This is a genomic window from Albidovulum salinarum, from assembly GCF_025673475.1.
Classification (GTDB): domain Bacteria; phylum Pseudomonadota; class Alphaproteobacteria; order Rhodobacterales; family Rhodobacteraceae; genus Albidovulum; species Albidovulum salinarum.
In genome coordinates this window covers 90,997-103,424 of the sequence record NZ_JAOVQO010000010.1, presented here as the reverse complement: position 1 = coordinate 103,424, position 12,428 = coordinate 90,997, and the positions used below count along the sequence as shown (strand labels likewise).

General features: G+C 66.9%; 15 protein-coding genes. 10 read left to right on the top strand and 5 right to left on the bottom strand.

All coding sequences use genetic code 11. The features are described 5' to 3' along the window. Positions 1–5: 5 nt before the first annotated feature. On the bottom strand, positions 6–1,190 hold the full coding sequence (locus tag OEZ60_RS12030) for an aminotransferase class I/II-fold pyridoxal phosphate-dependent enzyme (protein ID WP_263336427.1): 1,185 nt from the start codon (positions 1,188–1,190) through the stop codon (positions 6–8). Between the two features lie 68 nt (positions 1,191–1,258). On the opposite strand from OEZ60_RS12030, the gene OEZ60_RS12025 reads away from it, so the two are divergent. Then, positions 1,259–1,903 carry a GFA family protein gene (locus OEZ60_RS12025; RefSeq protein ID WP_317852832.1) on the top strand — a complete coding sequence of 215 codons (645 nt, stop codon included), beginning with the start codon at positions 1,259–1,261 and terminating at the stop codon, positions 1,901–1,903. Between the two features lie 118 nt (positions 1,904–2,021). Here OEZ60_RS12025 and rplI read toward each other — a convergent pair whose 3' ends face one another. The 4 genes from rplI to OEZ60_RS12005 all read right to left on the bottom strand — a co-directional run bounded on the left by rplI (position 2,022) and on the right by OEZ60_RS12005 (position 4,128). After that, positions 2,022–2,600: a 50S ribosomal protein L9 gene (rplI, locus tag OEZ60_RS12020; RefSeq protein ID WP_263336425.1), complete on the bottom strand. Its 579-nt coding sequence runs from the start codon at positions 2,598–2,600 to the stop codon at positions 2,022–2,024. A 12-nt stretch (positions 2,601–2,612) separates the two neighbouring features. Continuing rightward, complete coding sequence (gene rpsR / locus OEZ60_RS12015; RefSeq protein WP_105514010.1) at positions 2,613–2,840, bottom strand: 30S ribosomal protein S18; 228 nt, start codon at positions 2,838–2,840, stop codon at positions 2,613–2,615. A gap of 28 nt (positions 2,841–2,868) precedes the next feature. Beyond that, the gene (gene rpsF / locus OEZ60_RS12010) at positions 2,869–3,240 is read right to left on the bottom strand and encodes a 30S ribosomal protein S6 (RefSeq protein ID WP_263336421.1); all 372 of its coding nucleotides are present in this window, start codon (positions 3,238–3,240) and stop codon (positions 2,869–2,871) included. Positions 3,241–3,360: 120 nt separating this feature from the next. After that, positions 3,361–4,128, bottom strand: a complete 768-nt coding sequence (locus OEZ60_RS12005) for a cytochrome b (protein ID WP_263336419.1) — start codon at positions 4,126–4,128, stop codon at positions 3,361–3,363. 127 nt (positions 4,129–4,255) lie between these two features. Between OEZ60_RS12005 and fabD the strand changes: the two genes are divergently transcribed. From fabD to OEZ60_RS11960, 9 genes are all read left to right on the top strand, one after another. Next, positions 4,256–5,185 carry an ACP S-malonyltransferase gene (gene fabD, locus OEZ60_RS12000; RefSeq protein WP_263336417.1) on the top strand — a complete coding sequence of 310 codons (930 nt, stop codon included), beginning with the start codon at positions 4,256–4,258 and terminating at the stop codon, positions 5,183–5,185. A 74-nt stretch (positions 5,186–5,259) separates the two neighbouring features. After that, complete coding sequence (gene fabG / locus OEZ60_RS11995) at positions 5,260–5,997, top strand: 3-oxoacyl-ACP reductase FabG (RefSeq protein WP_263336415.1); 738 nt, start codon at positions 5,260–5,262, stop codon at positions 5,995–5,997. A 185-nt stretch (positions 5,998–6,182) separates the two neighbouring features. Continuing rightward, positions 6,183–6,416, top strand: a complete 234-nt coding sequence (locus tag OEZ60_RS11990) for an acyl carrier protein (protein ID WP_128515501.1) — start codon at positions 6,183–6,185, stop codon at positions 6,414–6,416. Positions 6,417–6,484: 68 nt separating this feature from the next. Next, the gene (locus OEZ60_RS11985; protein WP_263336412.1) at positions 6,485–7,009 is read left to right on the top strand and encodes a GNAT family N-acetyltransferase; all 525 of its coding nucleotides are present in this window, start codon (positions 6,485–6,487) and stop codon (positions 7,007–7,009) included. A 189-nt stretch (positions 7,010–7,198) separates the two neighbouring features. Continuing rightward, positions 7,199–7,942 (top strand): 1-(5-phosphoribosyl)-5-[(5-phosphoribosylamino)methylideneamino]imidazole-4-carboxamide isomerase, encoded by a 744-nt coding sequence (locus OEZ60_RS11980; protein ID WP_263336581.1) that lies wholly within the window; start codon positions 7,199–7,201, stop codon positions 7,940–7,942. Between the two features lie 187 nt (positions 7,943–8,129). Further along, the gene (fabF, locus tag OEZ60_RS11975) at positions 8,130–9,392 is read left to right on the top strand and encodes a beta-ketoacyl-ACP synthase II (protein ID WP_263336579.1); all 1,263 of its coding nucleotides are present in this window, start codon (positions 8,130–8,132) and stop codon (positions 9,390–9,392) included. Beyond that, on the top strand, positions 9,392–10,549 hold the full coding sequence (gene mltG / locus OEZ60_RS11970; protein ID WP_263336410.1) for an endolytic transglycosylase MltG: 1,158 nt from the start codon (positions 9,392–9,394) through the stop codon (positions 10,547–10,549). Before fabF ends, mltG begins: the two co-directional genes overlap by 1 nt. 270 nt (positions 10,550–10,819) lie before the next feature. Next, the gene (locus OEZ60_RS11965; protein ID WP_263336407.1) at positions 10,820–11,098 is read left to right on the top strand and encodes a hypothetical protein; all 279 of its coding nucleotides are present in this window, start codon (positions 10,820–10,822) and stop codon (positions 11,096–11,098) included. Continuing rightward, a complete protein-coding gene (locus tag OEZ60_RS11960) occupies positions 11,046–12,389 on the top strand; it encodes a DNA-packaging protein (RefSeq protein WP_263336405.1) in 1,344 nt (447 codons plus the stop codon). The genes OEZ60_RS11965 and OEZ60_RS11960 overlap by 53 nt, the downstream gene beginning before the upstream one ends. The last annotated feature ends 39 nt before the right edge of the window (positions 12,390–12,428 follow it).

The window sequence follows — 12,428 nt, the reverse complement described above, 5'->3', positions numbered from 1 at the left end:
GCGCCTCAGGCGCGGGCATTGCCTTTGGCGGCCTCGAAAGCGGGCAGGCTCGCTTCGATCATCTCGGCGCTGCCGGTCAGGCTGATGCGGAAATCCGCGGGCCGTTCGAAGAGTGTTCCCGGCATGACATAGACCCCGCGCTCCGCGAGCCTGCGGGTGAAGGCCACAGCGTCGCCGCCGGGCGCCCGGCCCCAGAGGTAGAAGGTGCCGGCGGGGCGGGTCATCCGGTAGCCCCATTGTTCGAGCGCGCCATGCATCCGGTCGCGCTTGGCCTGAAGCGCCGGAATGTCGATCGACAGCGCCTCGAGGTCGGCGACCGCGTATTGCAGCGGCGCGTCGGGGAAGGTCCAGCCCTGCGCGACCTGGGTCGAGGTGGCGAGCGCCCGAAGTTCCGCCTTGGCCTCCTCGGGCATAAGCGGACCGATGGCGAGATAGCCGATCCGAAGGCCGGGGGCGAGCAGGACCTTGCCGTAGCTGTAGTCGATGAGCGTCCAGGGATAGAGCTCGGCCGGGCTGGTGAAGCCCGCGCCGTCGAAGCGGATCCGCCGGTAGGGCTCGTCGGAGAGGATGAAGATCGGCCGCCCGATCTCGGCCGATTTGGCGGTCAGGAGTGCCGCGAGCTCGGCCAGTCGCTCGCGGGAATAGATGATGCCGGTGGGATTGTGCGGTGTGTTGACCACCACGATCCGGGTGCGCGGCGTAATCGCGCGCTCTATCGCGGCGAGGTCGAGGTCGAACGTGTCCTCGGCAAGCGGCACCTTCACCGGGACGGCGTTGCCGTTGCGCAGCACGGTGCCATAGCAGAACCAGCCCGGCACCGGGATGATGCATTCGTCGCCGGGATCGAGCAGCATCGCGAAGGCGAGCGCGATCGCGCCGAAGGCGCCCGTGGTCATTGCAACGTCCTCGGGAACGAAGCCGAGGCCGAGTTCCTGCGAGAGCGCACGGGCCAGGACGCCGCGCGCGTCCTCCTCGCTGGTCTTGTAGGCGAACCAGTCGGTGCGCTGCGGCTCGCTGTGGGTCTTGAGCGCGGCGACGAGGCCGGGAAGCGGCATCTCGTGCGGATTGCCAAAGGTGAGGTCGGCCACGCCCTGCCCGTCGGCGGCGTCGGCCCGGTAGGAAGAAAAGAAGTCGAAGACCGTCTTGATCTCGTCGGCTGCGGCGCGGGCGTGGTGCGAGATGATCGACATGGAACCTCCTTTCAACGTGTACGCGGCGATGATGCGCCAGAAATCGCTAGAACGCGACCCATGACGGCATGCCGGGCAAGACAAACGGTAGCCCCTTGCCGGTGAATGGTCGCTCAATCCGGATTCCTCAGAAGGCGTTCGAGCAAGTTCGCCTTCAAGGCCGCGTCGCAATGTGCAACGCTTCGCGGTGGCAGCCGATTAAGGAAGCCTTACAAAACCGGGATGCAGCAATGACGAGAAACGAGGGAGCGTGCCTGTGCGGCGCTATACGCTACGCAACTCTTGCGATGCCCAACCGAGTGACTGTCTGTCACTGCCGGTTTTGCCAGAAGGCCACGGGATCGGCCTATATGGTCGAGCCGATCTTTGACGCCGACACGTTCGTCGTGCTTGCCGGCTCGCCCAAGACTTTCGATCAGGTGTCGGCGGGATCGGGAAAGCTGGTCCACGTCCATTTTTGCCCGGACTGCGGCACGAAGCTTTGGCTCAGCTTCGAGCGGTTTCCGAATGTGGTTGGCGTTTATGCCGGCACTTTCGACGAACCGTGTTGGTTCCCGATCGATCCGGCAACCTCGAAGCACATATTTCTCGGAGCTGCGCGCTCGGACACGGTCGTTCCTGCCGGCCTGCCAACCTTCTTCGAGCACGCCACGACAAATGATGGCGCCGCGCAAGAGGCGACTGTGTTCGAAACCTGTCACCAGATCCGGTAAACGATAGGTTCAGATGGCGGCTTTCTCCGCAAAGAGAACCCAGAAAGTCCAAGGCTAGGAAAAAGAAAACCGCGCCGGACGGGCCGGCGCGGTTCGGTGTCGTGAGTGGTGGTCGGTATTATTCCGCGTCGGCGTCCTGTCCGGCGGCACCGATGTCGTCGAAGAGCTCGGCGATCTCGAAATCGGCCGCGGCTTCGGCTTCGGCTGCCAGTTCCTGGATCGACTTGCCGGTGGCCTGCAGTTCGGCTTCCTCAGTCGAGCGGGCGACGTTGAGCTTGATCGTGGCCGAGACTTCCGGGTGCAGCACGACTTCGACGTCGTGGAGGCCGAGTTCCTTGATCGGGCGGGTCAGCACGATCTGCTTGCGGTCGACGGTGAAGCCGGCCTCGGTCGCGGCGTCGGAGGCGTCGCGCGGCGTGACCGAGCCGTAGAGCGCGCCGGCGTCGGAGGCCGAGCGGATCACGACGAAGATCTGGCCGTCGAGCTTCTCGGAAACCTTCTCGGCTTCGTTGCGGGTCTCGAGGTTCTGCGCTTCGAGCTGGGCCTTGCGCGATTCGAAGCTCTGGATGTTGGCTTCGGAGGCGCGCAGCGCCTTGCCCTGCGGCAGCAGGAAGTTGCGCGCGTAGCCGTCCTTCACCTTGACGACTTCGCCCATCTGGCCAAGCTTGGCCACGCGTTCGAGCAGGATGACTTGCATGGGTCGGTCTCCTTACTTCACGGCATAGGGCAGAAGGGCGAGGAAGCGGGCGCGCTTGATGGCGCGGGCCAGTTCACGCTGCTTCTTCGCCGAGACGGCGGTGATGCGGGCGGGCACGATCTTGCCGCGCTCGGAGATGTAGCGCTGGAGAAGACGGACGTCCTTGTAGTCGATCTTCGGCGCGTTGTCGCCCGAGAAGGGGCAGACCTTGCGACGACGGAAAAACGGTTTGTTCGCCATGGGTTAAGTTCCTTTCCTCAGGCTTCGATCAACGGCGGTCGCCGCGGTCGCGGCGGTCGCCACGATCACCGCGCTCGTCGCGCTTCTGCATCTGGACCGAGGGGCCGTCCTCGTGCGCGTCGACCTTGATCGACATCACGCGCATCACGTCGTCGTGCAGACGGGCAAGGCGCTCCATCTCCTGCACGGCGGCCGAGGGCGCGTCCGAACGCAGGTAGGCGTAGTGGCCCTTGCGGTTCTTGTTGATCTTGTAGGCCATCGTCTTGACGCCCCAGTACTCGTGATCGACGATCTTGCCGCCGTTGTCGTTGAGCACAGTGGAGAAGTGTTCGATGAGGCCTTCGGCCTGCGCGTTGGAAAGGTCCTGACGCGCGATGAGGACATGCTCATAAAGCGGCATGCGTACTCCTGTCGTTTCGGGCGGCTTCAACGGCGGGTTCAGACCTTCCGCGACCCGCCACGAGAGGCTTCGCCGGTTTCGTGAAAGCGGAAGGATGCGGCCTTATAAAGGAATCGGCGGCTATTGCAAGGGCGCGCTGCCCGGAAGCACCGGTTCGCCGAAGCCGTCGATTCCGTCAAGGCTGTCGAGGCCGTTTAACGCCCCGAACGGGTCGGGTTCCGGTTCTGGGGCGAGGCGGAGGCTCACGGCGATGGTGGCGGTCCAGAGGGCTGCGGCGAGAATGGCGGCGTACCGCCCGGCGCGTGCGGGCGCCACCGGCGGGCCGTTGCCCGTGACCATGCGGGCAAGCGTCGCGTCGCGGTCGACGAGTGCGTGTTTCAGCGCGCCGAGGATGTGGAGGGCGAGCGCGCCGTAAAGGAGCCAAGAAGCCGCCCGGTGAAGGGTTCGCCATTCGAGCGCCCTGGCCTCGTCGGCCGAGACCAGCGGCAGCGACTGGCCGAACGGCCAGAGGATCGGCGCGAAGCCCGGCGCGGCGCTGTGGTGGAGCCAGCCGGTCACCGGCAGCGCCAGCATCGCGCCCCAGAGGATCCAGTGCACCAAGTCGGCGAGGAATGTCTCGACCCGCCGCGCAGGGTGGAGCGGGCCGGGACCGGGGTGGCGGAGTGTCCAGCCAAGCCGGGCGAGGATAAGCGCGAGCGCGACGATGCCGAGCGTCTTGTGAGCCGAGAAGGCGCGGTAGACGGCGGCGACCTCGGTCTCGGAGCCGGCGGGCAGGCGCAGCATGTAAAGGCCGAGCGCCGCCGCCGCGACGATCGCGAGCGCGCAGAGCCAGTGGAACGCACGGGCCGCGCGGCCGAAGCCGTGGCGGGTGGCGGTCGCTCGGGGCATGGCGGTCTCCGTTCGGGGCCTTTCGCGCATGATATCCGAGTGTCGTGGCGGCGCCAGCCGGGCGCTCGTGGATTGCACGGCGGGGCCGGGCAGGCTATGCGGTCAGAAACCGTTGGGGAGATGGATCATGACGCGCGCTTTCGTATTTCCGGGCCAGGGGGCACAGGTCATCGGCATGGGCAAGGCGCTCGCCGAGGCCTATCCGGCGGCGCGGGCGGTCTTTGACGAGGTCGACGCCGCGCTCGGCGAGAAGCTCTCGGCGCTGATCTGGGAAGGGTCGCAGGAGGAGCTGACGCTGACCCGGAACGCGCAGCCGGCGCTGATGGCAACGTCGATCTCGGCCTTGCGGGCGCTCGAGGCGGAGGGGATCGAGGTCGGCTCGGCGGCCTTCGTCGCTGGGCACTCGCTCGGCGAGTATTCGGCGCTCTGCGCGGCGGGGGCGCTGAGCCTCGCCGACACGGCGCGGCTCTTGCGCCTGCGCGGGCAGGCGATGCAGGAGGCGGTGCCGGTCGGCGTCGGCGCGATGGCAGCACTTCTCGGGCTCGACTTCGAGGCGGCGACGGCGGTCGCGGCCGAAGCGGCGATGGGCGAGGTCTGCCAGGCGGCGAACGACAACGATCCGGCACAGGTCGTGGTCTCGGGCCACAAGGACGCGGTCGAGCGGGCGCTCGAGATCGCCAAGTCGAAGGGCGCCAAGCGGGCGATCCTGCTGCCGGTCTCCGCGCCCTTCCACTGCGAGTTGATGGCGCCGGCCGCGGCGGCGATGGCCGAGGCGCTGAGCCATGTCCATATCGACGAGCCGAAGGTGCCGCTCGTCGCCAATGTCACGGCCCATGACGTGACCGATCCGGCGACGATCCGCTCGCTCCTGGTCGAGCAGGTGACGGGTTCGGTGCGCTGGCGCGAGAGCGTGGCGTTCATGGCCTCGAAGGGCGTGACCGAGTTCTGGGAGATCGGCGCCGGCAAGGCGCTGTGCGGCATGATCCGCCGGATCGCCAAGGAAGGCGAATGCCGCGCGGTGGGCACGCCGGAGGATGTCGCCGCGGCGAAAGGATAGGGCGGACGGGGAGGGCGCTGCCCTCCCCGAACCCCACCCGGAGTATTTGAAGACAGAAAGTGAGGGGCTGAGGCATGTTCGATCTGACGGGAAAAGCGGCGCTGGTCACCGGCGCGTCGGGCGGGATCGGAGGCGAGATCGCGCGCGCGCTGCATGGTGCGGGCGCAGTGGTGGCGCTGTCGGGAACGCGCGAGGCGCCGCTTCATGAGCTGGCGGCGGAACTGGGCGAGCGGGCGCATGTCCTGCCCTGCAACCTTTCGGACCCGGCCGCGGTCGAGGCGCTGCCGAAGCGGGCCGCCGAGGCGATGGGCGCGGTCGACATCCTCGTCAACAATGCCGGGATCACCCGCGACAACCTCTTCATGCGGATGTCGGATGACGAGTGGCAGTCGGTGATCGATGTCAACCTGACCTCGACCTTCCGGCTTTGTCGCGGCGTCCTGCGCGGCATGATGAAGGCGCGCTGGGGGCGGATCGTCAACATCACCTCGATCGTCGGCACGACCGGCAATCCGGGCCAGGGCAACTACTGCGCCGCGAAGGCGGGGCTGACCGGCATGTCGAAGGCACTCGCGCACGAGGTGGCGAGCCGGGGCATCACCGTCAACTGCGTCGCGCCGGGCTTCATCGCCACGGCGATGACCGACAAGCTCAACGACGAGCAGAAGGCGCGGATCTCGGCGCAGATCCCGGCCGGGCGGATGGGCGAGGCGCGGGAAATCGCGGCCGCGGCGCTCTATCTCGCGAGCCCGGAGGCGGCCTATGTCACGGGCGCCACGCTGCATGTGAACGGCGGCATGGACATGGCCTGAGACGGTCCCTGGTGGACGTTGCGAAAGCGTTTGCCTCGGGATTAGACTGTGCTATAGGCGGCGACGACGTGCCGGGGGATGCACTGTGCATCGCCGGTGGCCTTCGCGAGGATGCGGGGCCGGAGCCGCTCGGTGAGAGCAAGGGACCAGGAGGCGGGAAAGGCCCGCGAAAATGAGGATTTGACATGAGCGACATCGCAGATCGCGTGAAGAAAATTGTCGTCGAGCATCTGGGCGTCGAGGCGGACAAGGTGACCGAGAGCGCCTCGTTCATCGACGACCTGGGCGCGGACAGCCTTGACACCGTCGAGCTGGTGATGGCGTTCGAGGAAGAGTTCGGCATCGAAATTCCGGACGACGCCGCCGAGACGATCCAGACCTTCGGCGATGCGGTGAAGTTCATCTCCGAAGCTGCCTGACCGGCGCCTCGAGACGGATATGAAGCGGCGTCCCGAAGGGGGCGCCGCTTTGCTTTTGGGGGTGCGTGATGGTGCCGGTGATCGAGACGGAACGGCTCAGGCTCAGGGCCATGGTGCGGGAGGATTTCGCGGCCTTCGCGGCGCTCTGGCAGGAGCCGGAGGTCGTGCGCTTCATCGGTGCGAAGCCGCGCTCGGAGGAGGAGAGCTGGGCGGTCTTTCTGAAGATCGCGGGGAACTGGGTGATCGAGGGGTTCGGCCAGTGGGCGATCACAAGGAAGGCCGATGGCGCATTCATCGGCCAGACCGGGTTCTTCACCGGCCGGCGCGGGATTGGCGCTGACTTTGACGCCGCACCGGAGGCCGGATGGGTGCTGAGCGCTTGGACGCACGGTCAGGGTTACGGGCGCGAGGCGGTGACGGCTGCGCATCGATGGTTCGACGCGCAGGCCTTCGGTGGGCGGAGCCATGCGATGATCGAGATTGGACATGCGGCGTCCTTCGCGATCGCGGAGAGGCTCGGCTACGTCGCGATGCGCGAATGCGAGGATCTGGGCGACCGGGTAATGCTCCTGGCGCGCGATCTCGGGGTTTGAGGGGCGCCAGCGGGGCTTGGGCAGGCAGTGGGCGGAATCTGACGGATTCTTTGCAAAAGCGTCGGAATCGCCTTTGGGTTTAGCGCCAACAGCCATAAACTTCGAGGGAAGGCCGCCGCCCGAAGCGTGGCGGCTTCCCAGAGAGCCCGACCGCTCCGGTCAAGGGACAAACTGCATGGAGGCGCTGACATGATCCTGTACCCCACGATCGAAATTCAGAACGGCCGGTGCGTCAGCCTAGCGCGCGGCCGGATCGAGGAACCGTCGATCTGGCACGTCGATCCTGTCGTCAAGGCTCAGGAATTCGCCCATGCTGGCGCGGAATGGATGCATGTTACCGATTTCGACGCCATGCATGGCAGCAACGAGAACCACGACTTGATCCTGAACATCATCCGGGGGGCCGGGATTCCGGTTCAGTTGGGGGGCGGCTTCCGCTCGCGTGACCGGATCGAGCAGTGGATCGACCACGGCGCGGGTCGGGTCGTCGTGTCGACTCTTGCCGCGCAGAATCCGCATCTGGTGAAGGAACTGGCTGATCATCATCCCGACCAGATCGTTCTGGCCGTGGATGTCTGGAAGGGACATGTGATGACGCACGGCTGGAAGAGCCAGAGCGCCTATACGCCGGAGGCCTTCCTCGATGCGTTCGAAGGCACGCCGTTCGCAGCCATCATCGTCACTGACATCGACTATGACTTGCAGGAATCGGACGCCGCTTTGGGCGTGATCTCTGCGCTCGCGGCGCGGACGAAGATTCCGGTGATCGCCAGCGGCATCGTTCGCACGGTCGACGACATCTCGCGGTTGCGGCTTCTCGGCGAGGTCTCCGGCGCAATTGTCGGGCGGGCGCTGTTCAACAAGACTGTCGATCTCAAGGAAGCTCTGCGCGAGGCACGGCCGGATACGTCGCACGTCGCGGAGTTCATCTGATTTCGACCGGCGTTGGCGCCGGTCCGCGAGCGCCCGCCGTTCGTGCATGACCTTGCGGTTCAGGACCGGCCGCCCGCTTACACCGGGCGGCCGGTGGCGCGCTCCGGCCGATGCGGTGAACTGGTCTTGCCCGTGTCCGCCTTGGCCGTGTATCAATCCCCGAATTGCAAACTGAGTGAGGATCGCAATGAGGCGGGTCGTCGTAACAGGACTGGGTATGGTCACGCCGTTGGCATGTGGCGTGGAAGAGACCTGGGAGCGTTTGATCGCAGGGAAGTCCGGGGCCGGGCCGATCACGCGGTTCGATGCATCGAACGTCACCACGACCTATGCTTGCGAGATTCCGTTCGGCGATGGCACGGACGGGACGTTTAACCCCGACGACTGGATGGAACCGAAGGACCGGCGCAAGGTCGACGATTTCATCCTCTACGGCATGGCCGCGGCCGATCAGGCGGTGAAGGATTCTGGCTGGATGCCGGAGGACGAGGAAGGCCGTTTGCGCACGGGCGTGATGATCGGCTCGGGGATCGGCGGGTTGTCCTCCATCGCTGAGACGGCGGTCCTGATCAAGGAGCGGGGGCCGAAGCGGGTCTCTCCGTTCTTCATTCCGGGCGCGCTCATCAACCTGATCTCCGGTCAGGTCTCGATCCGCTACGGGTTCAAGGGGCCGAACCACGCGGTCGTGACCGCCTGCTCCACCGGCGCGCATGCGATCGGCGATGCGGCGCGGCTCATCCAGTGGGGTGATGCCGACGTGATGGTCGCGGGCGGCGCCGAGAGCCCGATCTCTGAGATCGGAATCGCCGGGTTCAATGCCTGCAAGGCGCTGTCGACCAAGCGGGCCGACGATCCGACCAAGGCCTCGCGGCCCTATGACGCCGATCGCGACGGGTTTGTAATGGGCGAGGGCGCAGGCGTCGTCGTGCTGGAGGAATACGAGCACGCCAAGGCGCGGGGCGCGAAGATCTATGCCGAGGTGCTGGGCTACGGGCTTTCCGGCGACGCCTATCACATCACGGCGCCCTCCGAGGACGGGGACGGCGGCTATCGTTCGATGCAGGCGGCCTTGGCGCGCGCGGGGATCACGCCGGACCGGGTCGACTACATCAACGCGCATGGCACCTCGACCATGGCCGACACGATCGAGCTTGGCGCTGTCGAGCGGCTGATGGGCAATGCGGCGGCGAAGGCCACGATGTCGTCGACGAAATCGGCGATCGGGCATCTTCTGGGCGCGGCCGGCGCGGTCGAGGCGATCTTCTGCGTTCTCGCGATCCGCGACCAGGTGGCGCCGCCGACGATCAACCTCGACAATCCCGCGGTGGAGCCGAAGCTCGACCTGGCGCCGAACAAGGCGGTCAAGCGCGAGATCAACGTGGCGCTTTCCAACTCGTTCGGATTTGGCGGGACCAATGCCTCGCTGGTGCTGGGGCGGGTCTCGGCCTGATGTGGAAGCACATTGCCGCGAATTTTCTCACGATCGCCATCGTCCTCCTGATGGCGGTCGCCGGCGTCGTGGCCTGGGGGCAGCGGCAGTATGTCGGGCCGGGACCGCTCGCCGAGGCGATCTGCGTCAAGGTTCCCAAGGGCGGGACGCTCAGCAGGTTCGCGGACGATCTCGCGGCGCAGGGGGCGATCTCCAACCGTTACATCTTCAGGGTCGGCGCGGATTACTCGGACCGGTCCAGGCAACTCAAGGCGGGCTCCTATCTGATCGCTCCGGGTGCCTCTATGGAAGAGATCATCGCCGAGGCGACGGGGCTTGGGGTGTCGACCTGCGGGACCGAGGTCAACCTGAGGATCGGCGTTGCCGAGACCAACGTCGTGGTCAGCGATCTCGACCCGGCGACCGGGCAGCTGGCGGAGCTGGCGAAGTTCGATCCGGCAAAGGGGCCGGTGCCGGACGATTTCGCGGCGCTCGTCGGGGAGCCCGATGTTCGGTTGCGGGTGACCGTGGTCGAGGGCGTGACGAGCTGGCAGGTGATCGACGCGCTGTCGCGCGTGGACTTCCTGTCCGGGGAGATCAAGGACATCCCGGCCGAGGGCACGCTCGCGCCCCAGCAGTATGAGGTCGAACGCGGGGCGGTGCGCGCCGACCTCGTCGCGCGGATGAGCGCGGCGCAGGAAAAGACGCTGGCCGAGCTTTGGGAGAAGCGGGCAGACGGGTTGCCCTATGCCTCGCCGGAAGAGGCGCTGATCATGGCCTCGATCGTCGAGAAGGAGACGGGTGTTCCGGGGGAGCGCGCGCTTGTGGCGAGCGTGTTTCTCAACCGGCTTGCGCAGGGCATGAAGCTGCAGACCGATCCGACCGTGATCTACGGGATTACCAAGGGACAGGGGGTACTGGGGCGCGGGTTGAGGCAGAGCGAGCTCAGGGGGCGCACACCCTACAACACCTATGTGATCGACGGGCTGCCGCCGACCCCGATCGCGAATCCGGGCGCGGACAGCATCGCGGCGGCGCTCAATCCCGAAAAGACCGATTACCTGTTCTTCGTTGCCGATGGCTCGGGTGGGCATGCATTTGCCAAGACCCTGGCCGAGCACAACGACAATGTCGCGCGCTGGCGGACGATCGAGGCGGAGCAGGGCACCGGGAACTGAGCCGGGCGGCCGGCCGCCTGGCTCTCGGAAACGGTTAACGCGCGGTAAATAGATCGCGCGCCAAGTCTTTGTAATCAAATACGTTTTCACTTGACTTTGCGAACGATCCCGGATATACCTTCGGGCATGCTAGAAGAAGTGGGCGAGCGGCGCGGGGGTGACCCCATCGCCGCTTTTTCATTTCTCTCGTGCGGGCGGGCATGAGAGGCGGGCGCTGACTTAATGACAACAGAGCTTCCGGCTGAAGAGCCGCCTTCCAGGACACTTGTCGTGGAAGCGGATGAACTGTTTCGTGGCTACGCGTCGGAAATCGCCGCCGCGATCCGTCGGATCGAACGGGGTGAATTCGACAGGCTGAAGGACGGGACACAGGCCGTCAAGGACTTGCGATCCGCGCTCAGGATCGTGTTCGAGGAAAGGGCAAGGATTGCACAATTCGACGAAGCGGAAGGCGGATGCGTCGCTGGCGCGGCGCTCGACCTCGACGCCGCAAGGGATGAGATCTGCCGCCGCCTGGCTCGCCTCCGCGAGGCTGGAGGTTGTGGATGAGTTTCTTTCCGGGCTTGGCGACGAGGCGCTTGCGGCGCTGCCCTGGCTCTTCGAGTTCTGGGCGCTGCCGCATCAGCTGCCGCCCGATGGGGCCTGGAAGAGCTGGGTGATCATGGGTGGGCGCGGCGCGGGCAAGACCCGCGCCGGGGCCGAATGGGTGCGCGCCGAGGTCGAGGGTGCGCGGCCGGAGGATCCCGGCCGGGCGCGGCGGGTCGCGCTCGTGGGCGAAACGGTCGATCAGGTCCGCGAGGTCATGGTCTTCGGCGAGAGCGGCATCCTCGCCTGTTCACCGCCAGACCGGCGGCCGCTTTGGGAGGCGGGGCGCAAGCGGCTCGTCTGGCCGAACGGCGCGGTGGCCGAGATCTATTCGGCGCATAGCCCCGAAAGCCTCCGGGGACCGCAGTTTGATGCCGCCTGGGTCGACGAACTGGCCAAATGGGGCAAGGCGGAAGACGCCTGGGACATGCTGCAGTTTGCGCTGCGGCTCGGACAGCATCCGCGCCAGGTGGTCACAACGACGCCGCGCAACGTGGGTGTCCTGAAGGCGATCTTGCGCAATCCCTCGACGGTGCTGACGCAGGCGCCGACCGAGGCGAACCGGGCCTATCTCGCGGCTTCGTTCCTCGACGAGGTCCGGGCGCGCTATGCCGGGACGCGGCTCGGGCGGCAGGAGCTCGACGGGGTGCTTCTGGAGGATGCGGAAGGGGCGCTCTGGACCTCGGCGAGCCTTGAGGCATGCCGGTCCGGGGCGCCCGAGCGGCTGAGCCGGATCGTCGTCGCGGTCGATCCGCCGGTGACGGGGCATGCCGGTTCGGACGAATGCGGGATCGTCGTCGTGGGCGCGCTGACCGAGGGGGCGCCGTCGGAATGGCGGGCCTGGGTGCTGGAGGATGCGAGTGTCCCGGCGGCGTCGCCCGCCGACTGGGCGCGAGCGGCGATCGCGGCGGTGGAGCGGCACGGCGCGGAGCGGCTCGTCGCGGAGGTCAACCAGGGCGGCGACCTGGTCGAGAGCGTGGTGCGGCAGATCGACCCGGTGGTTCCGTTCCGGGCGGTGCGCGCGGCGCGGGGCAAGGTCGCGCGGGCGGAGCCGGTGGCGGCCCTTTACGAGCAGGGGCGGGTGCATCACCTGCACGGGCTCGGGACGCTCGAGAACCAGATGTGCCGGATGACGGCGCGGGGATACGAGGGGCGGGGTTCGCCCGACCGTGTGGATGCGCTGGTCTGGGCTCTGAGCGAGCTGATCGTGGAACCGGCGGCGAAATGGCGGCGACCTCGGGTCAGGAGCTTGTGAACGGTGTCGGACGGGGGCTGTCTGCCCCCCGCGCGCGTT

Bases quoted from the DNA above. Each gene is read 5' to 3' on its own strand.
- OEZ60_RS12030 (WP_263336427.1), bottom strand. From the start codon at position 1,190: ATGTCGATCATCTCGCACCACGCCCGCGCCGCAGCCGACGAGATCAAG.
- OEZ60_RS12025 (WP_317852832.1), top strand. From the start codon at position 1,259: ATGCCGGGCAAGACAAACGGTAGCCCCTTGCCGGTGAATGGTCGCTCA.
- rplI (WP_263336425.1), bottom strand. From the start codon at position 2,600: ATGCAAGTCATCCTGCTCGAACGCGTGGCCAAGCTTGGCCAGATGGGC.
- rpsR (WP_105514010.1), bottom strand. From the start codon at position 2,840: ATGGCGAACAAACCGTTTTTCCGTCGTCGCAAGGTCTGCCCCTTCTCG.
- rpsF (WP_263336421.1), bottom strand. From the start codon at position 3,240: ATGCCGCTTTATGAGCATGTCCTCATCGCGCGTCAGGACCTTTCCAAC.
- OEZ60_RS12005 (WP_263336419.1), bottom strand. From the start codon at position 4,128: ATGCCCCGAGCGACCGCCACCCGCCACGGCTTCGGCCGCGCGGCCCGT.
- fabD (WP_263336417.1), top strand. From the start codon at position 4,256: ATGACGCGCGCTTTCGTATTTCCGGGCCAGGGGGCACAGGTCATCGGC.
- fabG (WP_263336415.1), top strand. From the start codon at position 5,260: ATGTTCGATCTGACGGGAAAAGCGGCGCTGGTCACCGGCGCGTCGGGC.
- OEZ60_RS11990 (WP_128515501.1), top strand. From the start codon at position 6,183: ATGAGCGACATCGCAGATCGCGTGAAGAAAATTGTCGTCGAGCATCTG.
- OEZ60_RS11985 (WP_263336412.1), top strand. From the start codon at position 6,485: ATGGTGCCGGTGATCGAGACGGAACGGCTCAGGCTCAGGGCCATGGTG.
- OEZ60_RS11980 (WP_263336581.1), top strand. From the start codon at position 7,199: ATGATCCTGTACCCCACGATCGAAATTCAGAACGGCCGGTGCGTCAGC.
- fabF (WP_263336579.1), top strand. From the start codon at position 8,130: ATGAGGCGGGTCGTCGTAACAGGACTGGGTATGGTCACGCCGTTGGCA.
- mltG (WP_263336410.1), top strand. From the start codon at position 9,392: ATGTGGAAGCACATTGCCGCGAATTTTCTCACGATCGCCATCGTCCTC.
- OEZ60_RS11960 (WP_263336405.1), top strand. From the start codon at position 11,046: ATGAGATCTGCCGCCGCCTGGCTCGCCTCCGCGAGGCTGGAGGTTGTG.